This is a genomic window from Telluria sp. LT1R51-2, assembly GCF_059685775.1.
Map to the genome: position 1 here is coordinate 2,703,500 of NZ_JCASIM010000001.1, position 21,427 is coordinate 2,724,926.

General features: G+C 65.7%; 18 protein-coding genes. 2 read left to right on the forward strand and 16 right to left on the reverse strand.

The window, feature by feature from the left end; all coding sequences use genetic code 11:
- Nucleotides 1-8: 8 nt before the first annotated feature.
- From AC56LH_RS11845 to AC56LH_RS11895, 11 genes are all read right to left on the reverse strand, one after another.
- Entirely contained in the window at nt 9-1,904 is a 1,896-nt protein-coding gene (locus AC56LH_RS11845) for an ATP-binding response regulator (protein ID WP_499646224.1), read from the reverse strand.
- The gene (locus tag AC56LH_RS11850) at nt 1,901-3,277 is read right to left on the reverse strand and encodes an ATP-binding protein (protein WP_499646226.1); all 1,377 of its coding nucleotides are present in this window, start codon (nt 3,275-3,277) and stop codon (nt 1,901-1,903) included. The genes AC56LH_RS11845 and AC56LH_RS11850 overlap by 4 nt, the downstream gene beginning before the upstream one ends.
- Nucleotides 3,274-4,302, reverse strand: coding sequence for a SpoIIE family protein phosphatase (locus AC56LH_RS11855; protein WP_499646228.1), 1,029 nt, complete (start codon nt 4,300-4,302; stop codon nt 3,274-3,276). The genes AC56LH_RS11850 and AC56LH_RS11855 overlap by 4 nt, the downstream gene beginning before the upstream one ends.
- A complete protein-coding gene (locus AC56LH_RS11860) occupies nt 4,290-4,757 on the reverse strand; it encodes an anti-sigma regulatory factor (protein ID WP_499646230.1) in 468 nt (155 codons plus the stop codon). Before AC56LH_RS11860 ends, AC56LH_RS11855 begins: the two co-directional genes overlap by 13 nt.
- Complete coding sequence (locus AC56LH_RS11865; RefSeq protein ID WP_183555342.1) at nt 4,757-5,113, reverse strand: STAS domain-containing protein; 357 nt, start codon at nt 5,111-5,113, stop codon at nt 4,757-4,759. The genes AC56LH_RS11860 and AC56LH_RS11865 overlap by 1 nt, the downstream gene beginning before the upstream one ends.
- A 10-nt stretch (nt 5,114-5,123) precedes the next feature.
- Nucleotides 5,124-5,990 (reverse strand): STAS domain-containing protein, encoded by an 867-nt coding sequence (locus AC56LH_RS11870; protein ID WP_499646232.1) that lies wholly within the window; start codon nt 5,988-5,990, stop codon nt 5,124-5,126.
- 127 nt (nt 5,991-6,117) lie between these two features.
- Entirely contained in the window at nt 6,118-9,294 is a 3,177-nt protein-coding gene (locus AC56LH_RS11875; RefSeq protein WP_499646234.1) for an efflux RND transporter permease subunit, read from the reverse strand.
- Nucleotides 9,284-10,474, reverse strand: a complete 1,191-nt coding sequence (locus AC56LH_RS11880) for an efflux RND transporter periplasmic adaptor subunit (protein ID WP_499646236.1) — start codon at nt 10,472-10,474, stop codon at nt 9,284-9,286. Before AC56LH_RS11880 ends, AC56LH_RS11875 begins: the two co-directional genes overlap by 11 nt.
- A complete protein-coding gene (locus tag AC56LH_RS11885) occupies nt 10,471-11,751 on the reverse strand; it encodes a TolC family protein (RefSeq protein ID WP_499646238.1) in 1,281 nt (426 codons plus the stop codon). The genes AC56LH_RS11880 and AC56LH_RS11885 overlap by 4 nt, the downstream gene beginning before the upstream one ends.
- An 82-nt stretch (nt 11,752-11,833) precedes the next feature.
- Nucleotides 11,834-12,190 carry a cation efflux protein, CzcI family gene (locus AC56LH_RS11890; protein WP_499646240.1) on the reverse strand — a complete coding sequence of 119 codons (357 nt, stop codon included), beginning with the start codon at nt 12,188-12,190 and terminating at the stop codon, nt 11,834-11,836.
- A 33-nt stretch (nt 12,191-12,223) separates the two neighbouring features.
- Nucleotides 12,224-13,168 carry a LysR family transcriptional regulator gene (locus AC56LH_RS11895; protein WP_499646242.1) on the reverse strand — a complete coding sequence of 315 codons (945 nt, stop codon included), beginning with the start codon at nt 13,166-13,168 and terminating at the stop codon, nt 12,224-12,226.
- 100 nt (nt 13,169-13,268) lie between these two features.
- Between AC56LH_RS11895 and AC56LH_RS11900 the strand changes: the two genes are divergently transcribed.
- Nucleotides 13,269-14,099: an SDR family oxidoreductase gene (locus AC56LH_RS11900; protein WP_499646244.1), complete on the forward strand. Its 831-nt coding sequence runs from the start codon at nt 13,269-13,271 to the stop codon at nt 14,097-14,099.
- A gap of 16 nt (nt 14,100-14,115) precedes the next feature.
- Here AC56LH_RS11900 and AC56LH_RS11905 read toward each other — a convergent pair whose 3' ends face one another.
- The 3 genes from AC56LH_RS11905 to rpsO form a co-directional block, all read right to left on the reverse strand.
- Entirely contained in the window at nt 14,116-15,972 is a 1,857-nt protein-coding gene (locus tag AC56LH_RS11905; protein WP_499646246.1) for an ABC transporter ATP-binding protein/permease, read from the reverse strand.
- Between the two features lie 337 nt (nt 15,973-16,309).
- Entirely contained in the window at nt 16,310-18,412 is a 2,103-nt protein-coding gene (pnp, locus tag AC56LH_RS11910; RefSeq protein ID WP_499646248.1) for a polyribonucleotide nucleotidyltransferase, read from the reverse strand.
- A gap of 178 nt (nt 18,413-18,590) precedes the next feature.
- Complete coding sequence (gene rpsO / locus AC56LH_RS11915) at nt 18,591-18,860, reverse strand: 30S ribosomal protein S15 (RefSeq protein ID WP_183555352.1); 270 nt, start codon at nt 18,858-18,860, stop codon at nt 18,591-18,593.
- Nucleotides 18,861-19,024: 164 nt separating this feature from the next.
- Here rpsO and bamE point away from each other — a divergent pair, with 164 nt between their 5' ends.
- Nucleotides 19,025-19,516 carry an outer membrane protein assembly factor BamE domain-containing protein gene (gene bamE / locus AC56LH_RS11920; protein WP_499646250.1) on the forward strand — a complete coding sequence of 164 codons (492 nt, stop codon included), beginning with the start codon at nt 19,025-19,027 and terminating at the stop codon, nt 19,514-19,516.
- 20 nt (nt 19,517-19,536) lie between these two features.
- Here bamE and AC56LH_RS11925 read toward each other — a convergent pair whose 3' ends face one another.
- The gene (locus AC56LH_RS11925) at nt 19,537-20,427 is read right to left on the reverse strand and encodes an alpha/beta hydrolase (RefSeq protein ID WP_499646252.1); all 891 of its coding nucleotides are present in this window, start codon (nt 20,425-20,427) and stop codon (nt 19,537-19,539) included.
- An 18-nt stretch (nt 20,428-20,445) separates the two neighbouring features.
- Complete coding sequence (gene pssA / locus AC56LH_RS11930; RefSeq protein ID WP_499646254.1) at nt 20,446-21,312, reverse strand: CDP-diacylglycerol--serine O-phosphatidyltransferase; 867 nt, start codon at nt 21,310-21,312, stop codon at nt 20,446-20,448.
- Nucleotides 21,313-21,427: the final 115 nt, after the last annotated feature.

The following is a 21,427-nucleotide window of genomic DNA, read 5'->3' on the forward strand; positions in this document are numbered from 1 at the left end:
GAACCGGGTTAGCCCCGGAGCGCCGCTTCCAGATCCGACAACTCCGCCGGCTTGACCAGGTGCGCATCGAACCCGGCCTCGTGCGCGCGGCGGCGGTCTTCCGGCGAACCGTAGCCCGTATGCGCCACCAGGCGGATATGCGCCAGTTGCGGATTGCTCTTGATGCGACGCGCTACCTGGTAGCCATCCACACCTGGCAAGCCGATATCGAGCACGATCACGTGCGGCTCGTGGCGCGCGGCCAACGCTTCGATCTCGTTGGCGTCGGCGGTGGTGTGCGCCTCGTAACCCATCTCGGCCAGCAGGAACCCCATCATCTCCATCGCATCGACGTTGTCGTCCACCAGCAGCACGCGCATGCCGCCGCTCTGCGACTCGGGGGTTGGTTGCGTTGCCGTCGCATCGGCCGCGCCGGCGCCGACATGCAGCAGCGGCAGGTCGACGGTGAACGTGCTGCCAAGGCCGATGCCGTCACTGGTTGCCGACAGGTGGCCGCCATGCAGTTCGAGCAGGTGCGACACCAGCGACAGGCCGATGCCCAGGCCTTCCGGCGCGCGGTCGGGCGGCACCTCGACCTGGGTGAACATGCCGAAGATGCGTGGCAGGTTGTCCCTGGCGATGCCGATGCCGTTGTCGCGCACCGAGATGCACACGCGCGCACTGTCGGTGATGCGCACGGCCAGATGGATTTCGCCGCCGGTGGGCGTGAACTTGGCCGCGTTGTGCAGCAGGTTGCCGACCGACTGGGCCAGGCGCACCGGGTCGCCCGAGACCCAGATCTGGTGGTCCGGCTGCTCGACGCTCAGGTGGTGCCCGCGCGCGTTGATCAAAGGCGCCGCCGTCTCGATGGCCTGGGCGATCACGCCGTTGATGTCGACTTCTTCATTGCGCAGCACGATCTTGCCTTCGGAGATGCGGGCCACGTCCAGCAGGTCGTCGACCAGGTGCGCCAGGTGATCGACCTGGCGCGTGATCACGTCGCGCGCATGCGCCTGGCGCTCGGCCGCGCCTTCGCCGATGGCGCCCAGCAGCGCGGCCGCGTTGCGGATCGGGCTCAGGGGGTTGCGCAGCTCGTGCGCCAGCGTCGCCAAAAACTGGTTCTTGTTGCTGTCGGCGGCGCGCAGCAGCGCCTCCATTTCGCGCCGGCCCGTGATGTCGCTGGTCACGCGCGCCACCCGCACCACCTGGCCGCGCGCATCGCGCACCGGGAACACGCGGTCGCGCACCCAGCGCACCTGGCCGTCGGCGCCGGCAATGCGGAACTCGTCGTCGTAGTGGGCTTCGAACGCTACACGCTCCCAGCGCGCCGCCATGCGCGCACGGTCGTCCTGGTGCACAGCAGCGAGCCAGTCGTCGGGCTGCTGGCCCAGCGCCTCGGCGCTGCGGCCCCACACGGTGGCATACGCCGGGCTGACATACACCACGTCGCGCGCCGGCACCGAGAACATCCAGAACACGTCGTCGATGTTGTCGGTTAACTGGCGGAAACGTTCTTCGCTGTCGCGCAGGTCGACCTGGATCTGGCGCATGCGCAGCAGTGCGTTGACGTTGGCGATCAGTTCATCGGCCTCGATCGGCGCGGCCAGATAGTTGTCGGCGCCGCCTTCCAGGCCGCGGATCTTGTCGGCGCGGCCCGTCAGCGCGGCCGACGTCTGCAGCACCAGCACCGTGCTGCTGTCCGATTCGGCCTTGATGCGGCGGCACACTTCGATGCCGTTGATGTCGGGCAGCTTCACGTCGAGCAGCACCAGCGCCGGCAAGGTCCTGCGCACGATTTCCAGCGCGTCGGTGCCGTTGGCCGCTTCCAGCACCTCGAAGCCGGCGCTTTGCAGGATGCGGGTCTTGGCGTAGCGCGCGCCGTCGTTGTCGTCAACGTTGAGAATCTGGGTCGGATGGGAGTTCATGATCCTGTGGGGTCAAATGCTGGTGACGTCGGCGCCAGGGTGCGCGGCAGGGTCAGGGTAAAGGTGGAACCGACACCGACGGTGCTGGCCACATCGACCCGCCCGCCGAGCAGTTCGGCCAGCTTGCGGCACAGGGGCAGACCGAGACCGGTGCCCTTGCTGCGCCGTTGCAGCGGATGCTCGATCTGGCTGAATTCTTCGAAGATCAGTTGCAAGTTCTCGTGGCTGATGCCGATGCCCGTGTCGGCCACGGCAAACGCGATCGTGTCGGCTTCGGGATCGTGCGCGGCGTACACCAGCACCGACCCCTGCTCGGTAAATTTCAGTGCGTTCGAAATGAAGTTGCGCAGGATCTGCGAAATCTTGCCTTCGTCCGAGAGCAAAGGCGCCTGCACGCCGGATGGCTCGAACACCAGTTCGACGCGGCCCTCGTCCACCAGCGGGCGCAGCATGCCCTTGAGCGCGCGGAACAGGTTCTCGACCACCACCGGCTCGACCTGTACCTGTACCCGCCCCGCTTCGATCTTGGCCAGGTCGAGCAGGTCATTCACCAGCTCTGACAAATCGTTGGCCGCGGTGGCGATGAAGCTCACCTGGCGCTCCTGCTCTTCGGTCAGGTCGCCATCCATCCGGTTGAGCAGCAACTGGGCCAGCGCGCGGATCGACGACAGTGGCGTGCGCAGTTCGTGGCTTGTGTTGGACAGAAAGCGCGACTTCATTTCGTCGGCGCGGCGCAGGCGCTCGGCCTTGTCTTCGATCTCGGCGTACAGCGCCACGATGCCGCGGTTGGTGTCCTCCAGCTCGCGCGTGAGCGAGATCAGGTCTTCCTGGCGCTCGCGCAGTTCGGCCAGCGTCGACAGCAGCTCCTGGTTCTGCATCTGCAGCTCGTGCAGGGGACTGGCGTCCGGGCTGTCGGCCAGACGCGCGCCGATTTCAGCCAGGCGCGCCGGCGTGATGCGCTCGTGCGCCGGCAGCGCCTTGCGCACCGTGACCCTGGTCGCGCCGGTTTCGCCGGGGTCGACTTCGCACGCGTCCATCAAACGATGGGCGGTGACGATCGCCAGTTCGCGCAGCGACTCGGGTCCCATCTCGCGGTCCGCCGGGTCGCCGGCATCGGCGCTGAGGGGCTGCCCGGCGCTGATCAGGACTTCGAGATGCTGGCGCCCGTCGCGTTCGCACAGCTGGAACACGGCGCGCCCGCCGGGGCCCTGGTAGCTGGCGCCGCGCGCGACTTCGGATACCGCCGTGCCGACCCGCACCTGGTCCTGCTGCGAGAGTCCCAGCAAGGCCGAAATCTGGCGCGCGCGCTGGCGCACCAGCACCACATCCTGTTCGCGGTCCAGGCCAACGCTGAGGATGCGCAGGGCGGTCATGCGAGGCCTGCTACCCGGCGCACGACGACAACCATCGCGTCGTCGCGCCCGCGAATGAAGTCGCGCATCAGCACAGCCGCGATCAGCGCCGGCGCGCGCCCGTGCAGGCCCGGATACTTGTGCAGGTCCCACTGGGTCTGAATGCCGTCCGAGCACAGGATGCACAGCGCGCCGGGCGGAAACGGCACGGTAAACTCCTGCACCTTGCGCATATTGGCGCCGACGATGCCGTTGTGCGAGACCAGCGCGCGCCGGTCGTCGTCGATCACGACACCGGCGATATTGCCCACACCGGCGAAACTCAGTTCGTCCTTGTAGAAATCGATGCGCGCCGCCGCCAGCGCAGCGCCCCGCGTGCCGCGCAGCGCCTCGTGCGCTGCGTGCACCATTTCGCCGGCCCCGACCGGACCGCGCCCGGCCAGTGCATCGATTGCCGCATTCGTGGCCGCCGCTGCATTCGGGCCGTGGCCCAGGCCATCGCACGCCAGGATGGTGGCGCCATCGTCGCCGCACGAGACGGCCCAGCCGTCGCCGCATTCGTCTTCACCGGCGATCGGCGCCCACAGCGCGCCCACTTCGACACCGCGCGGATGCGGGGCCGGTTCGTCGCGCCACAGACGCATGAAGAACGCGGCACCTTCGCCGCGCCGCGTGTACACGTCGAATTCATCGGACAGGCGCACCAGCGCGCCCAGGCCCGTGCCGGCGGTGCCGGCGCTCGAGACGCCATCGAGCAGGCAGTTGTCGATGTCGGCGATGCCGGGGCCCTTGTCGAGCGCCAGCACATCGACGCCGATGCCGGCCGGCGACTGGGCCGGGCCGACGTGCATGGCACCTTCGCCGGCGTGCTTGAGGATATTGGTGGCTGCTTCGGTGATGATCAGAGCCAGCTGGCCGGCCTTGAGGTCATTGAAGCCCAGCGAGTCGGCCACTTTCTGGCCGGCGCGGCGCACGGCCGCGACATCGCTGGCATGGGTCAGGTTGAAGACGAAGTGCGACGACTGAGAACTGATCAGCGTTTCCATTTGATAATCAGCACCGCGGTGCCCTCATTCGGACGGCTGTCGATGTCGAACTCGTCGACCAGCCGCTTGGAGCCGCCCAGGCCGAGGCCCAGGCCGCCGCCGGTGGTGAAACCGTCACGCAATGCGCTCTCGATGTTCGGGATGCCCTGGCCGTCGTCGATGAACAACAGACCGATGCCAGGGCGTGCGCCGTCGTCGAAGGCATCGAGATGCACCTCGCCGCCGCCGCCGTATTTGATGGTATTGCGTGCCAGCTCACTTGCCGCCGTCACCAGCTTGGTCTGGTCGATCAGCGACAGGCCGATTGCCACCGCGCGCTCGCGCACCTGCTTGCGCACGCCCACCACGTCTTCATCGGTACGCAGGCGCAAGGTCACGCGGCCGGTACGCTGCGCGCAGCGGTGCTCCAGCAACGGCGTTTCGAACAGCACCGTCCGGGTTTGCGCGTCGACCATTATCGATAGCTCTTTCCGAGCAGCGCCATGCCCTTCTCGACATTGAGCGCCGTCTGCACGCCATGCAGGGTCAAGCCGAGTTCGACCAGCGTGATCGCGACCGCCGGCTGCATGCCCACCACCACGGTGCGCGCATCGAGCACGCGCGCCATGGCGGCGGTGTTGCTGATCATGCGGCCGATGAAGGAGTCGACCAGATCAAGCGCCGAGATGTCGATCAGGACGCCCTTGGCGCTGTCGCTCACGATGCGCTGGGTCAGGTCGTCCTGCAGCTGCATCGCCAGGCGATCGTGCATGTCGACCTGGATCGTCACGAGCAGCAGGTCACCCATGCGCAGGATCGGGATACGTTCCATAGCGATCGCCTCAGGCTGCGTTCTTGACCATGATCGACGCGCCGGTGCGCTCGAGCGCGACCAGGAACGCATCGGCCAGCGTGGCCTTGGTGATGACGTCTTCCAGATTCACGCCCAGGTGCACGATGGTTTGCGCGATCTGCGGCCGGATGCCGCTGATGATGCAGTCGGCGCCCATCAGGCGCGCCGCAGCGATGGTCTTCATCAGGTGCTGCGCAACGAGCGTGTCGACCGTCGGCACGCCGGTGATGTCGATGATCGCGATCATGGCGCCCGTGTCGACAATCTTTTGCAGGATGTTTTCCATCACCACCTGGGTGCGGGCCGAATCGAGGGTGCCGATCAGCGGCAGCGCCAGAATGCCGTCCCACAGCTTGACCACGGGCGTGGACAGCTCGAGCAGCTCCTGCTGCTGGCGCACGATGATCTGGTCCTTCGTTTTCTGGAACACTTCGATCGTAAACAGGCCCAGCTTGTCGATCAGCGTGTTGACGGTCCAGGAGGCGATCGCCAGGCCATCGGCATCGGCTTCGAACACGTCGCGCAGGCGCGCGAACAGCGGCTGCTTGAGCGAGAACACGAGCGTTGCCGTTTCGGCCGGGGTGGAGCCGGCCTTGGCGCGGGTGGCCGAGATTTCGCTGAGAAGATCGCGCACTTCGTCCCACGAACGGTGCTCGATGTTCTCGAGTTCACCGCTGCGGGTCGCGACAGCGAACGCTTTGAGCAGCTGCTGGCAGTGCGCGCGCAACTGCTCGCGCGCCGCGCCGCTGCTGCGCAGCGTGATCGACTCCAGCTGGGCGAGCCATTCTGCGCCAATCCCCGATTCTTCTGCAAGAATCGCCTGGCTGATTCGGTCCGCATAATCGTTCATGCTCATCTGTCGTATCCTCAAATATTAAGTGGCGCAGCACAATGTTTCATCAAGTTTGGACTGATTTGGCAGGGTGCTCGCAAGTATCCAACTATACCATTTCCGATGTAGACAATCGGCATTGTTCTGTTGACTAGAGGATATTTTTGCGCACCCCGCGTACACCTGCGCGGTGCGCCCATTCATACAGCACCGGCAGCAATAACAGGGTCAGCACGGTCGATGACAAGACCCCGCCGATGACCACCGTGGCCAGCGGGCGCTGGACCTCAGCGCCGGTGCCCGTCGCCAGCGCCATCGGCACGAAACCGAGCGAAGCGACCAGCGCCGTCATCAGCACCGGCCGCAGGCGCGCCAGCGCGCCATCGCGCACTGCCTCGGGAAGCAGCATCCCCTCCTCGCGCAGGCTGCGAATGAACGTGATCAGCACCAGGCCATTGAGCACCGCCACACCCGACAGCGCGATGAAGCCGACCGCCGCCGACATCGACAGCGGAATGCCGCGCGCCCACAGCGCCGCCACGCCGCCGGCCAGCGCGAACGGGATCCCCGTGAACACCAGCAGGCCATCGCGCAGGTTGTTGAAGACCAGGTACAGCAGTACGAACACCAGCAGCAGCGAGGCCGGCACGATCAGGCGCAGGCGCTCGGCGGCCGTCGTCAGGTTCTCGAACTGGCCGCCCCAGGCCGTCCAGTAGCCGGGGGCGATGCGGACATCCTGCGCGATGCGCGCCTGCGCCGCCGCGACGAACGAGCCGATGTCGCGCCCGCGCACGTTGGCGGTGATGACCACGCGGCGCTTGCCTTCTTCGCGACTGAGCTGGTTCGGGCCAGGTGCCACGTCGAAGGTGGCGATTTCGCCCAGCGTGATGAAGCTGTGCCCGCCCTCCTTCGTGCCAGGCAAGGCCACCGGCAGCCGGCGCAGCGCATCGATGTCGGCGCGCATGTCTTCCGGCAGGCGCACGACGATGTCGAAGCGGCGGTCGCCTTCGAACAGCGTGCCGGCCACGCGCCCGGCGGTGGCGGTCGCGATCATTTCCTGCACGTCGCCGATGTTCAGGCCCATGCGCGCGGCGCGCTCGCGGTCGACCCGGATCTGCAGGATCGGCAGGCCGGACGTCGCCTCGACCTGCACCTCGGCCGCGCCTGCGACCGTGCGCAGGCTGGCCGCGATCTGACCCGCAGTCGCTTCCAGCACCGCCAGATCGTCGCCAAACAGCTTGACGGCGACGTCGCTGCGTACGCCCGAGATCAGTTCATTCACGCGCAACTGGATCGGCTGACTGAATTCGTAACTGTTGCCGGGCAGGCGTTCGAGCGCGGTGCGGATCGCACTTTGCACGGCGGCGCGCGAACGCTTCGGCCTGGGCCACGCGGACTCGGGCTTGAAGATGATGTAGCTGTCGGCCACGCTGGGCGGCATCGGGTCGGACGCGATTTCGGCCGTGCCGATGCGGGCGAACACACGCGCGATCTCGGGCACCTCGCGCATCAGCGTCGTCTCGATCTGCTGCTGCATCTTGACCGACTGGGTCAGGCTCGTGCCAGGCACGCGCACCGTCAGCACGGCCATGTCGCCTTCGTCGAGATTCGGCGCGAACTCCAGGCCCAAGCGCGTGGCCATCAGCACGGCCAGAGCGATCACCAGACCCGCAAACACCAGCACCACGGCGCGGTTGGCCAGCGCGTAGTCGAGCGCCGGCGCATACCAGCGACGCGCGGCCAGCATCACGCGGCTGTCCTTTTCGTCGACCTTGCGGCCGATGAACAGCGCCACAGCGGCCGGCACGAACGTCACCGACAGGATCATCGCGCCCAGCAGCGCGAACACCACCGTGAATGCCATCGGATGGAACATCTTGCCCTCGATGCCGGTGAGCGCAAAGATCGGCAGGTACACGATCATGATGATCAACTGGCCGTAGATCAGGGGCCGCCTGGCTTCGCGCGCGGCGGCGAAGACTTCAGCAAAGCGTTCTTCGCGCGTGAGCAGGCGCCCCATCCGGTGCTGCGCGCCGGCCAGCCGGCGCACGCAGTTCTCGACGATGACGACGGCGCCGTCGACGATGATGCCGAAGTCCAGCGCGCCCAGGCTGAGCAGGTTGGCGCTGACGCCGCCGGCCACCATGCCGGAAAATGTAAACAGCATCGCCAGCGGAATCACCAGCGCCGTGAGCAGCGCAGCGCGCAGATTACCGAGGAAGAAAAAAAGCACGGCGATGACGAGGATTGCACCTTCGACGAGGTTCTTGCGCACGGTGGCAATCGCCTTTTCGACCAGCACCGTGCGGTCGTACACGGTGACCGCCTTGACGCCCTTGGGCAGGCTGCGGTTGATCTCGAGCATGCGCGCGTCGACTGCCTGCGCCACCTTGCGGCTGTTCTCGCCGATCAGCATGACCACGGTGCCCAGCACCACCTCGACGCCGTTTTCGGTGGCCGCACCGGTGCGCAGCTCGCGCCCGATGCCCACTTCGGCGACGTCGCGCACGCGCACGGGAATCCCGTTGACGCTGGTGACGACGATATTGCCGATGTCGTCGATCGATGCAGCCTGGCCCGGCGCGCGCACCAGGTACTGCTCGCCCTCACGCTCGATGTAGCCGGCGCCGACATTGCTGTTGTTGCGCTCGAGGGCGTGCACGATGTCGATCAGTTCCAGCCCGTACGACGACAGTGTCGCCGTGTTCGGGGCCACCAGGTATTCCTTGTCGAAGCCGCCGATGGAGTTGATCTCGGTCACACCCGGCACCGTGCGTAGTTGCGGCTTGATGATCCAGTCCTGGATCTCGCGCAGGTCGGTCGGCGTGTACGGCGTGCCATCGGGCTTCTTCGCCCCCGGCTCGCTCTCGACGGTCCACTGGTAGATTTCACTCAGGCCCGTGGCGATCGGGCCCAGTGCCGGCACCACGCCGGCCGGCAGGTTTTCGCGCGCATCCTGCAGGCGCTGGCTCACGAGCTGGCGCGCAAAGTGGATGTCGGTGCCCTCGTCGAACACCACCGTCACCTGCGACAGGCCATAGCGCGACAGCGAGCGGTAGGTTTCCAGGTGCGGCAGCCCGGCCAGCACCGCCTCGACCGGGTAGGTGATGCGCTGCTCGACCTCGAGCGGCGAGTAGCCCGGCACCGCCGTGTTGATCTGCACCTGGACGTTGGTCACGTCGGGCACGGCGTCGATCGGCAGTCGTCCATAGTTGTAGATGCCGATGGCGGCCATCGCCAGCACCGCCAATAGCACGAGCCAGCGCCGCTCGATACTGAGCGCAATGAGCCGATCGAACCAGGTGGAAGCTTGCAGGTCAGTGTTCATGGCTGGCCTCACCCTTGCCCTGTTCGGCCTTGATCGTGAAGCTGCCGCTGGCGGCGTAGGTGTCGCCCGGATTCAGGCCGGCCGTGATCTCGATGAAGCGGCCATCCGCGCGCCCGGTGCTGACAGGCTGCGCGATGAAGCCTTCCTTGACGCGCTTGTAGACTACCTGCCGGGTATCGACGGTCTGGATGGCTTCGCGCGCGACGGCCACCGGCACATCGCTTGAACCGGTCACGATGTCGACGTTCACGGCCAGGCCAGGCCGCCACGCGGCGCCCGGATTGGCCAGCACCACGCGCGCCTTGGCCGAACGCGACGCCTCGCCCACCAGCGAACTCACAAAACTGACCTTGCCCGGCGCGGTCGTCTCCGAGGCGATCGAGCGGATCACGGCGCTCGTGCCGACGCGCACGATGTCCAGGTCACGCGCCGGCACCACCACGTCGGCCCACACGGTCGACAGGTCGGTCAGCGTGAACACGCGCGTATCGGCGCCCACCACTTCGCCCAGCGTGATGTGCTTTTCGACGATGATGCCGTCGAACGGGGCGCGGATGGCGAGCAGGTTCGAGCCGCCGCTACCACTACCACCACCTGCGCCCAGCGCCTGCAGTTGCTGGCGCACGGTGTCGCGCGCGACTTCGGCCTCGATCAGTTCCTGCTCGGCTTTCAGCAGATCCTGGCGCGCCGTGATCTTTTCTTCCCACAGCGTGCGCTCGGTCGCAACAATCCTGCGCGCGTAGTCGACGCGCTTCTGCGCCGCCGTCAGCGCGCCGCGCTGGCCGGCGATGTCGGCGCTGGCGATGCTGGCCAGCACCTGGTCCTTGCGTACCTGCTGGCCCAGGTCGGCGCTGACGTCGCGTACCGAGCCGGCCGCGCGCGGCGTCACGTGGGCAGTGCGGTCTTCGTTCAGCGCGATCTGGCCCGGCATGCGGATGAAGGTGTCCAGATGCTTCGGGCCGGCCGTGGCAACCGTGATACCGGCCACGGTGATCTGGCCCGGCGTGAAGTGGATGACGCCGTCGTCGGCGTGCGCGGCTTCTTTTTCCTCGGCGTGTTCAGCCTGTTCGTCGTGTTCCTCACTCGCTGGCTGCGCGCGGTCGCGCAGCATGACAAAGGCGGCGAGCGCCAGCGCGATGGCCAGCATGATGACAATGATGCGGGTTTGCTGCTTGTTCATGGGTTCTCCTGCACGGCTGCTTGTCCCAGCAGGCGTGCGATATCGGCCTGCGCGCGATGGCTCTCGGCGACGGCATTGAGGTATTGGTAGGTGGATTGCGCCAGCACGCGCTGGGCGTCGAGCACGTCGATGAGGCCAAACTTGCCAAGCTCGAAACCGCGGCTGGCGGCGCGCTGCGCGTCCTGTGCACCGGGCAGGATGTCGGTCGCGATCAGCGCGCATTCGGCCAGCGCTGTAGCAAGGCGCGCATGGGCCTGCCCCAGTTCGGCGCGCAGGCGCGCAGCTTGCGCATCCTGTTCGTCCTGCGCCTTGTCGACGCGGCGCAACGCATCGAGGACGGCGCCGTCGTTGCGATTGAACAGCGGCAGCGGCACCGACAGGCCCAGCACGGTGCGGTTGCGGGCATCCGGCCCTTCGCGCTGGGCACCGACGATCACGCTGACGTCCGGCGTGCGGCGCGCCTGTTCAAGCCGGACCAGCGCCTGGCGGTGCTTGAGGTGTGCGCCGGCCTGGCGCATGCCGGGTGCGGCGTCCAGTTGTGCCAGCAACCGGTCCAGCGGCGGCAGCGTGGGCAGCGTGACGGCGTCCGGTTCGACGACCACGAGTCCGCGCCCGTCACCCGCCCATAGCGCCGCGAGCTGGATCCGCGCGGCTTCCAGCGCGCGCGCCGCCTGCAGCGCCTCGATACGCGCTCCCCCCTGCGCCACGCGGGCGCGGGTCTGCTCGACGGGCGACAGGGTGCCGGCATCGACCCGCTTGCCGGCAGCGTCGAGCGCGCGGCCCGCGAGATGCACCAGCTCCTGCGCCATGCGTTCGCGCGCCAGCGCCGCCACGACATCGTGGAACGCAGCAATCACGTCGGCGCGTACGCGCGCCTGCTCGGCGTTCAGCGCCAGCGCCGCCAGCTGGCCTTCTTGGCGCGCCGCATCGATGCGCGCGGCGCGCTTGCCGCCCAGCTCCACCGGAATGGTCAACAGCGCCGTGGTCGTGCGGCTATCGCTGCGCGTGCCCTCACGCAGCAGCTCGAGTTCGGGATTGGGCCGCGCCCCGGCCTGGGTCAGTGCGCCCTGCTGCGCGGCGACTTCCTGGCCGGCCGCGCGCAGCGTCGGGTTCAAACGCAGGGCCAGTGCGATGGCGGCGTCGAGCGTCAAGGGCTGCATGGGGGCCGCCACGGCGGCGGCCATGGGCGCGGCATGGGCTGCGGGCGGCAGGCCAATGGAGGCCAGCGCGCACGCCATGGCGAACGCCGCCAGCGGCGGTGTCAAACGGTATTTCATGATGATGCTCCGAACGGGTGAATGTCCGGCGAAGGCAATCGGGCGGCCGCGCTTGGCGGGCCGGCGATGGAGGTTCGCCGCGCTAGATGCGCAGCAGGCGGTCGGGTGGCGGAATCAGGTCGGGCACGTGCGAGACGTAGCGCCGTGTTTCGCCGCGCATGTGCGGCGCCCCCTTGGGCAGGGGCAGATTGGGTTGCGACGACAGCACCGCGCTGGCCGACAGGTGGTGGCAGGCGTCGCAGTCGTTGCAGGGATCGGCCGGGCTGGCGTCGTCCTGGCTGGCTGCCGTGGATGACGACGTGGCCGACGAAACATGCTTGTGGGTGTGGTGGCCCGGGTGCATCGTCTTTTCATTGTGCGTGCAATAGGCAGCACCCGCCGCCCAGGCAGCCTGGAAGGGCATGGCGAACAACAGCAGGATGAGGAAAAGACGGCGCATTGGTGTATTAAATACCCTGTAGCCGCTGGAGGGTCAAGCACTATCGGCGGCCCGGCGTCTGCCGTCCCTTTTTTGGCCCGCTTCTGGCTGGAAGACGTCTTGCAGCACATCGATGAACGCGCGCAATGCGGCAGGCACATGGCGGTGACCGGGATAGTACAAGGCCAGCTCGCTCGACGGTGCGCACCAGTCTTGCAGCAGGGGCACCAGGCGGCCGGCGGCCAGATGGTCGCGCGCGCTGGTGTCCGGCACGTAGGCGATGCCCTGCCCGGCCAGCGCCGCATCGACCATCAGGCCGACCTGGTTGAGGATGAGCGTGCCCGGGACGTCGAGCGCCATTGCCTGGCCGTGGCGCGTGAACTCCCAGCGGTAGATCTTCCCGCTTTGCATGCGCATGCGGATGCAGCGGTGGCCGAGCAGGTCGTCCGGGACGGCAGGCACGCCATGCACCTTCAGGTAGGCGGGCGAGGCCATCGGCATGAAGCGCACCGGCGCACCGAAGCGCGCCATGTGCATGTCTTGCGGCACCGCTTCGGCCAGGCGCACGCCGGCATCGAAGCCGCCGGCGACGATGTCGACCAGGCCATTGTCGACGAACAGGTCGAGTGCAACAGCCGGGTAGCGCGCCTGGAACACGGGGACCGCATGCTGCAGCAGCCAGTGTGCGGTCGGCTCGGCCGTGTTGATGCGCAGCAGGCCGCCGGGCTGCTGACCGACACCGTTAACGGCCTCGCAGGCCGCGCCCAGTTCGCGCAGGACCGGCTCGATGCGGCGCAGGAACCCCTCGCCCGCCTCGGTCGGCGCGACGCTGCGCGTGGTGCGGTGAAGCAGGCGCACGCCGAGCTTTTCTTCCATCACGCGCATCATGTGGCTCAGCGTCGACGGCGATACGCCCAGTTCATCGGCTGCCTTGCGAAAGCTGCGGCGGTTGGCGATGGCGACAAAGACGCGCAGATCATCGAGGTCGGGCTGGGACATTGCTGGTGATCCTTCACGAATGCATGCGAGATTCATCCGATGATAGCAGCAGATTAGTTCGCTATCGTGGCGGCTCCATTTACCCTGACAGGAGAACAGCATGCAACGCACCTGGTTCATCACCGGCACGTCCAGCGGCTTTGGCCGCATCATGACCGAACAACTACTGGCGCGCGGCGACCGCGTCGCGGCCACCCTGCGCACACCGTCGGCGCTCGCCGACCTGCAGGCGCGCTATCCGGGACAACTCTGGGTGGCCCAATTGGATGTCACTGACGATGCGGCGATCGATGCGGTGCTGGCGCGCGCCTTCACCGAGCTGGGACGGATCGACGTCGTCGTCAGCAATGCCGCTTACGGCCTGTTCGGCGCGGCCGAAGAACTCGCCGGCGCGCAGGTGCGGCGCCAGCTCGACACGAATCTGCTCGGCGCGATCCACCTCATTCGCAGCGCCCTGCCCTGGCTGCGCAAGCAGGGCGGTGGCCGCGTGATCCAGGTGTCATCCGAGGGCGGGCAGATCGCCTACCCGAACTTCAGCGTGTATCACGCGACCAAGTGGGGCATCGAAGGCTTTGTCGAAGCGGTCGCGCAAGAGGTCGCACCGTTCGGCATCGAATTCACGCTGGCCGAGCCGGGGCCGACGCCCACCAATTTTGCCGCCGGCCTGGACACGGCGCCGGCCATGGCGGACTACGACGCAACGCCATCGGGCGCGGTGCGGCGCGCGCTGGCCGATGGCAGCTTCAAATTGAGCGGCGATCCGGTACAGATGGTGCGATCCATGATCGACTCGGCCGACCAGTCGCCGGCGCCCCGTCGCATCGCACTCGGTTCAAGCGCGTACCAGTCGATCCACGCCGCGCTGACGGACCGGTTGGCCAGGCTCGAAGCGCAACAGGCCATTGCATTGAACGCGGACCTGAAAACGTGAAGAACGCTTCGCCGGATTAATCCACCAGCAGGCTTGCGCTAGGCTGGGGGGCCGCCTGGATTTCCTGCGCACTGCCGCGCGCAGGCACCGGCACATCGAACTGATAATCGGCCGCGGCATGCACTTCCCAGCCGCCGTCGCCCGTCAGCCACAGCACATGCGTATGGTGGCGCAGCACGCCGGCGCGGTGCGCGACGCTGACCAGCGTCGTGCCCTTGTCGCGCAGGCGCTTGTACAGCGACGATTCATTGGCTGAGTCTAACGCGCTGGTGGCTTCATCCAGGATCACGATGGCCGGCTCGTGCACCAGCACGCGGCCGAACGCCAGGCGCTGCTGCTCGCCGATCGACAGCAGCTTTTCCCAGTCGAGCGTGGCGTCGAGGCCCCCGACACGCTCGGCCAGATACGGCAGGTGCACCTGCTCCAGAATGGCGGTCAATTGCTCGTCACTGAGCGACGTGCGGGTGCTTGGATAGATGAGCTGGCTGCGCAATGTGCCCGGTTGCAGATACGGCTGTTGCGGCAGGAAGAAGAAATCCTCTCGCGGCGGATGATGAATCACCCCGCTGCCCTTGTGCCACAGCCCGGCAATGGCGCGCAGCAGCGAGCTCTTGCCGCAGCCGCTGTCGCCGTTGATCAGCAGCGCGTCGCCGGGGTTCAGCGACAGTGTCAGGTCCTTGATCAGCACGCGGTCGGACTGCGGCGGGCACAAGGTCAGCGCCTCGAGTGCAAGACGGTCGCCTGGCGTGCGTGTGATGCGGGCCTGCATGTCGCATGGATTGCCAGCCGGCGGCTCGGGCATCACGTGCATCGACAAGGTTTGCAGGCGGCCAATGCCGGCGACGAAGCGGCTCAGGCTTTCGAAGTTGTCGACGATGACGCCGACCGCCGTCAGCACCGCGGTGAAGGCGCCGGCTGCCTGCACCGCACGCCCCACTTCGAGCTCACCCGACAGGACGGCATCGGCCAGGATCACGAACGGCAGCACCAGCGTGAGCTGGCTGAAGGTGCGCTGGAACAAGTTGAGCGCGCGCTGCTTCTTGATCAGGCGCGAAAAATTATGGATGACCTTGTTGAACTTGCTGTCGATGTGCGCGCGCTCCTGCGCTTCGCCGCCATAGAACGCGATCGACTCGGCATTCTCGCGCAGCCGGATCAGGCTGAACCGGAAATCGGCTTCGCGCCGCAATTGCCAGAAGTTCAGGTGGATGAGCGGATTGCCGAAGACGAGCAGCGCGATCATCGTGCCCAGCACGGCGTAGGCGACCAGGACACCAACGAGCACATGCGAGATCGACCACAGCACGGCGCTGAACGCCACCAGCTGCATCACCGAACCCAGGAAGATCAGCATGAAGTGGACCGAGCGGCCGGTGAACGTGTTCACGTCCTCGCAGATGCGCTGGTCGGGGTTATCGATTTCCTGGTTCGAGCCCAGCTCGTAATATTTGCGGCCGCCCACGTAACCATCGAGAAAACGCCGCGTCAGCCAGCGCCGCCACTTGTTCGCGAACAGGTCGCGCATATAGTAGTAGAACGCGTAGATTGGGACGGCGAACGCGAGCACGATCAGGCAGGCCTGGACCGCGCCCCAGAAGCGGTTCCGGTCCTTGCCGGCCAGCGCCGAGGTCAGCTCGCCAGCCTGGTCATTGAGCATCACGGCGAGCTTGGTTTCCACCAGCATCAGCACGATCAACAGCGCCAGCAGCAGCCAGGCCCGCTTGCGCTCATCGCCCAGCCAGTACGGCTTGGCGACGCTGACGAACTGTTTCCATGCCGCCACCGACAAGGGCGGGCCTCTGCGCTTTTTCTTCGTGTTGCCGGGAATGTCGCGCGGCGTTCCCTCGTCAAGCGTCTGTGTATGGTCCGTCATGATTCTGCAATGCCTGTTCCCGGCGCGTCCGACCACGAAAACGCGTCCGGTGGTACGTTGATTCGTGCTGGCATCGACAGCGATGATCGCCGATGCCTGCAAACCTGCAAACTGTATTTACCCAGTTCACGTACGCAGCATACGGTTGTGTCGACAAGTAATCCGTGCGGAAACAGACATAGTCGAGCAAATACAAGCCGCAACAACAGGCAGGTCACCAACAAAATGCCTGCAGGTCGTTCTCGCTGCGCGCGATCGTCGATTTCTCCCGCTACCGACCGACATAAAAAAAACCGCCAGGCTCACGCACTGGCGGTTTTTTTACATTGCAGCGTGATTACACCGCTGCGCCTTCGACCGGATCGGCAGCCTTCATCGACAGCTTCAGACGACCGCGCTCGTCGGTCTCGAGAACCTTGACGCGCACTTGCTGGCCTTCTTTCAGGTAGTCGGCAACGGCGTTGACACGCTCGTTGGCGATCTGCGAGATGTGCAGCAGGCCATCCTTGCCTGGCATGACTTGCACGATCGCGCCGAAGTCCAGCAGTTTCAGCACGGTGCCGTCGTAGGTCTTGCCCACTTCGACCGATGCGGTCAGCTCTTCGATGCGGCGCTTGGCTTCCTGGCCTGCAGCAGCATCGACCGACGCGATCGTGACCACGCCTTCGTCGCTGATGTCGATCTGCGTGCCGGTCTCTTCGGTCAGCGCGCGGATGACGGCGCCGCCCTTGCCGATAACGTCACGGATCTTCTCTGGATTGATGCGGATGGTGATCAGGCGTGGCGCGAAGTCCGACAGCTCGGTCTTCACGGTTGGCATGGCCTTCTGCATTTCGCCCAGGATGTGGTGACGGCCTTCTTTGGCTTGCGCCAGTGCCACCTGCATGATTTCCTTGGTGATGCCCTGGATCTTGATGTCCATCTGCAGCGCGGTGATGCCTGCTGCGGTACCGGCTACCTTGAAGTCCATGTCGCCCAGGTGATCTTCATCGCCCAGAATGTCCGACAGCACGGCGAACTTGCCACCTTCCTTGATCAGGCCCATGGCGATACCGGCCACGTGCGATTTCATCGGCACGCCGGCGTCCATCAGTGCCAGACAGCCGCCGCAGACCGAGGCCATCGACGACGAACCGTTCGACTCGGTGATTTCCGAGACCAGGCGCACCGAGTAGCTGAAGTCTTCCGGATCCGGCAGCGCAGCGATCAGCGCGCGCTTGGCCAGACGGCCGTGGCCGACTTCACGGCGCTTCGGCGTACCGACGCGGCCGGTTTCGCCGGTGGCGAACGGAGGCATGTTGTAGTGCATCATGAACGAGTCGGTGTACTCGCCCATCAGCGCGTCGATCTTCTGGCTGTCGCGGGCAGTGCCCAGCGTGGCAACGACCAGCGCCTGCGTTTCACCGCGGGTGAACAGGGCCGAACCGTGGGTGCGTGGCAGCACGCTCGAACGAATCGAGATCGGACGCACGGTGCGGGTGTCGCGACCGTCGATGCGTGGCTCGCCTTCCAGGATCTGCGAACGCACGACCTTGGCTTCCATGTCGAACAGGATGTTGCCGACGTCGCCAGCATCGGCCGTGACGCCAGCGGCGCTCAGGTCAGCCATCACTTCGGACGACAGCGACTTCAGCTTTTGCTGACGCGCCGATTTTTCGCGGGTCTGGTACGCATCGCGCACTTTCGCGCCGGCCAGTTCGCCGATACGGACGATCAGTTCTTCGTTCTTTGGCGCCGGCGCCCATTCGACTTCCGGCTTGCCGCCTTCGGCGACCAGGTCGTGGATCGCATCGATCACGACTTTCATCTGGTCATGGCCGAACACGACGGCGCCCAGCATGATTTCTTCGGACAGTTGCTTGGCTTCGGATTCGACCATCAGGACGGCGGTCTCGGTACCGGCCACGACCAGGTCCATCTGCGAAGTCTTCAGCTCGGTGGTGGTCGGGTTCAGGATGTACTGGCCATTTGCGTAGCCGACGCGCGCGGCGCCGATCGGGCCACTGAACGGGATGCCGGCGATGCACAGGGCCGCCGACGCGCCGATCATTGCAGGGATATCCGGATCGATTTCAGGGTTGACCGACAGCACGTGGATGATGACCTGGACTTCGTTCAGATAGCCTTCCGGGAATAGCGGACGGATTGGACGGTCGATCAGGCGCGAGGTGAGCGTTTCTTTTTCGGAAGGACGGCCTTCGCGCTTGAAGAAACCGCCCGGGATTTTACCCGCAGCATACGTTTTCTCGAGGTAGTCGACGGTCAGCGGGAAGAAGTCCTGGCCCGGCTTGGCATCCTTGCGTGCGACCACGGTTGCCAGCACGACGGTATCTTCGACCGACACCACGACGGCGCCGCTTGCCTGGCGCGCGATTTCGCCCGTCTCCAGGGTGACAGTGTGTTGACCGTACTGGAAGGTTTTCGTAACTTTGTTAAACATGGGGTATCCCTTTCATTTTGCCGACAGATTTTCAGGTGCTGTCGTTCACCTCTCACCACGGGCCGTTCACGAGCACAACAGCCTTGCAACAACAAACAAACCGCTCAAAAACGAAAAATGCCCGCGACAGAGAACTGGCGCAGGCATCTTCAGACTTAAACCGTCTGGCGCAAACGAATTACTTACGCAGGCCCAGTTTGGCGATCAGGTCGCGGTAACGGTTCAGATCCTTGTTCTTCAGGTACGACAGCAGGCTCTTACGACGGTTGACCATCATGATCAGACCACGACGCGAGTGGTGATCTTTCTGGTGGGCCTTGAAGTGGCCGTTCAGGTCGTTGATGCGTGCGGTCAGCAGTGCAACTTGCACTTCTGGCGAACCGGTGTCTTTTTCGCCGCGTGCGTTGTCCGCGATAATCGCGGCTTTGTTCAGAGTTTCTACGGTCATGATGTTACCTTTCACATGCGGTGCAAGAGTCGCAACCCAGCGCACCGTGATTGATTAAAATGCCTGCCCGGATTCGGACAGACCGGCAAGTATAGTGCAAATCGCGGGTGCCCACCAGCATTTGCCCGCCCTGCCGCCAAGTAAAGGACAAAATAATGCACCCAATGATGAAAATAACAACGCTGGCCGCCACGCTGCTACTGGCGGCGTGCGCCACGCGCCCTGCCCCGCTGCCAGGCGAAAGAGCCGATGTGGTCCAGGCCAAGCTCGGCAAGCCAACGTCCGTCTATGTCGATCCCGATGGCGCAGCGCGCTCGCTCGAGTACGCGACGGGGCCGATGGGCCAATACACGTGGATGGCGCGCCTCGGACCGGATGGTCGCCTGACGGCCTACGAGCAAGTGCTGACTGGCGAAAAATTTGCCACGCTCAAGGTCGACCAGGCGACCAAGGAGCAGGTCCTGCGCACGATCGGGCGCCCTGCCGAACGCTCGCGCGTGGCGATGCAGAACTATGAGGTCTGGTCGTACCGCTACAAGGAGGCCGGCGTCTGGAACTCGCTGATGCACGTGCACTTCGACGAGCAGGGCGTCGTGCGCCAGATGATGAACGGACCGGATCCGATGTACGAGCCAAGGGACCGCAGCTCCTGGTAGGGGCTGCGGTATCAGGCGGGTTAGCGCGCCGGCGGCAGCTTGCGCCCGCCGTCGCTGAGCACGAAGTCTTCGATCGCATCGAGCGACGGCGCCAGGCGGCGCAGCGAGCTCGATAGCGTGGCGAGCAGCGTGACGTGGTTCACGCCCGTAAAACTCACCTCGCGCACCGGCACACCCGTCGCGCGCATGCGGTCCGCCAGCGCGCCGGTGTTGCGCTCAGGGTCGACCGTCGAATCGTTGCGCGCCGCGATCAACAGCGCGGGCGGCGCATTGACCGTCACGTGGTTGATCGGCTGCGAATCGCGCGGCGTATTCGGGTACAGGAACACCGGGCGCGTCGTTTCATTTTCTACGGGCAGGAAGTTATAGGGGCCGGCCATGCCGATCCAGCCACGCAGGATGCTCGGGGCCGTGCCCTGCGCCCGCAGCCAGCGTGGATCGAGCGCCAGCATCGCGGCGTTATAGGCGCCGGCGCTGTGGCCCATCGCGTAGATGCGCTTCGGATCGCCACCATAGGCCTTGATCCGGCGCGACGTCCAGGCCAGTGCTTCGGCGCTGTCGGTCAGGAAGTCCGGATAGCGCACCTGCGGGTACAGGCGATAGTCGGGAATGACCACCACGAAACCACGCGCCGCCAGCGCGCGGCCCACAAAAGCATAGTCGGCGCGCTCGCCGTCGACCCAGTTGCCACCGTAATAGAACACGATGACGGGCGCCGGACCGGTCCAGTTTTCGGGCCGGTAGATATCCAGCACGTGACGTGGATTGGTGCCGTAGGCGGCCGAGGCCACCGTGCGCGTGGCACCGCTCGGCGAGACCGCGTTGACCAGCGACAGCGGTGAGCAGGCAGCAAGCAGGCCTGACAGGACCAGAACAGCAGCGGCGCAGGCCGCGAAATAAGGAGCTCTCATGGTTCGGGCAGCCTGTGATCAGCGGTGAAGGTCGTCGTCAGCATCGTCAAGCGGGATGATGCTGACCCGCTTGCCCTTCGCACGCTGCCACACGTACACGGCGTAACCCGACAGGCCATAGATCACGAAGATCGGCCACAGCACCTTGGGCGGATCGATCGCCAGCAGCGCCAGCACCAGCGCGATCAGGAACACGGCGATGAACGGCACCGACTTGCGGAAGTTGATGTCCTTGAAGCTGTAGAACGGCACGTTCGACACCATCGTCAGGCCGGCGAAGACCGTGATGCACCACGACACCCACTCGACCTTGCGCGGGATGACGCTGATATCGGGATCGATCATCATCATGATGAAGCCGATCACGAGCGCCGCTGCAGCCGGGCTGGGCAAGCCCTGGAAGAAGCGCTTGTCGACCACTTCGATATTGGTGTTGAAGCGTGCCAGGCGCAAGGCGGCGCAGGCGCAGTAGATGAAGGCGGCGACCCAGCCGACCTTGCCAAGGCCGTTGAGCGACCATTCGTACATCACGAGCGCCGGCGCGGCGCCGAACGAGACCATGTCGGCCAGGCTGTCGTACTGGGCGCCGAATTCGGATTGGGTATTGGTCAGGCGGGCGATGCGCCCGTCCAGGCCGTCGAGGATCATCGCGATGAACACGGCCCAGCACGCCTGGTCGAAACGCTGGTTCATCGCCATAACGATGGCGTAGAAGCCGCAGAACAGCGCGGCAGTGGTAAAGGCATTGGGCAGCAGGTAGATGCCACGGCTGCGCTCACCGGCCGCCCGTGCTTGCGTACGGGGCGCGAAACGCTTTTTCAGGCGGGAGAATCGTGGACCTTTGGGCGGGGTCCCTAGCTTTCTTCTTCGTGGAAAAGTTGGCATAAGCAATCGTATTCAAGTGAGCCGCCGAGCGACTGTTCCCAACCATTATAGAGGCGGGACCCGTGTTAGCGAAACACTACGCTAACCCAGCTGGCAATTGCATGGCGCCTACTTG

Excerpts from the sequence above, each read along its gene's own strand:
- AC56LH_RS11845 (WP_499646224.1), bottom strand. The coding sequence starts at position 1,904 with ATGAACTCCCATCCGACCCAGATTCTCAACGTTGACGACAACGACGGC.
- AC56LH_RS11850 (WP_499646226.1), bottom strand. The coding sequence starts at position 3,277 with ATGACCGCCCTGCGCATCCTCAGCGTTGGCCTGGACCGCGAACAGGAT.
- AC56LH_RS11855 (WP_499646228.1), bottom strand. The coding sequence starts at position 4,302 with ATGGAAACGCTGATCAGTTCTCAGTCGTCGCACTTCGTCTTCAACCTG.
- AC56LH_RS11860 (WP_499646230.1), bottom strand. The coding sequence starts at position 4,757 with ATGGTCGACGCGCAAACCCGGACGGTGCTGTTCGAAACGCCGTTGCTG.
- AC56LH_RS11865 (WP_183555342.1), bottom strand. The coding sequence starts at position 5,113 with ATGGAACGTATCCCGATCCTGCGCATGGGTGACCTGCTGCTCGTGACG.
- AC56LH_RS11870 (WP_499646232.1), bottom strand. The coding sequence starts at position 5,990 with ATGAGCATGAACGATTATGCGGACCGAATCAGCCAGGCGATTCTTGCA.
- AC56LH_RS11875 (WP_499646234.1), bottom strand. The coding sequence starts at position 9,294 with ATGAACACTGACCTGCAAGCTTCCACCTGGTTCGATCGGCTCATTGCG.
- AC56LH_RS11880 (WP_499646236.1), bottom strand. The coding sequence starts at position 10,474 with ATGAACAAGCAGCAAACCCGCATCATTGTCATCATGCTGGCCATCGCG.
- AC56LH_RS11885 (WP_499646238.1), bottom strand. The coding sequence starts at position 11,751 with ATGAAATACCGTTTGACACCGCCGCTGGCGGCGTTCGCCATGGCGTGC.
- AC56LH_RS11890 (WP_499646240.1), bottom strand. The coding sequence starts at position 12,190 with ATGCGCCGTCTTTTCCTCATCCTGCTGTTGTTCGCCATGCCCTTCCAG.
- AC56LH_RS11895 (WP_499646242.1), bottom strand. The coding sequence starts at position 13,168 with ATGTCCCAGCCCGACCTCGATGATCTGCGCGTCTTTGTCGCCATCGCC.
- AC56LH_RS11900 (WP_499646244.1), top strand. The coding sequence starts at position 13,269 with ATGCAACGCACCTGGTTCATCACCGGCACGTCCAGCGGCTTTGGCCGC.
- AC56LH_RS11905 (WP_499646246.1), bottom strand. The coding sequence starts at position 15,972 with ATGACGGACCATACACAGACGCTTGACGAGGGAACGCCGCGCGACATT.
- pnp (WP_499646248.1), bottom strand. The coding sequence starts at position 18,412 with ATGTTTAACAAAGTTACGAAAACCTTCCAGTACGGTCAACACACTGTC.
- rpsO (WP_183555352.1), bottom strand. The coding sequence starts at position 18,860 with ATGACCGTAGAAACTCTGAACAAAGCCGCGATTATCGCGGACAACGCA.
- bamE (WP_499646250.1), top strand. The coding sequence starts at position 19,025 with ATGATGAAAATAACAACGCTGGCCGCCACGCTGCTACTGGCGGCGTGC.
- AC56LH_RS11925 (WP_499646252.1), bottom strand. The coding sequence starts at position 20,427 with ATGAGAGCTCCTTATTTCGCGGCCTGCGCCGCTGCTGTTCTGGTCCTG.
- pssA (WP_499646254.1), bottom strand. The coding sequence starts at position 21,312 with ATGCCAACTTTTCCACGAAGAAGAAAGCTAGGGACCCCGCCCAAAGGT.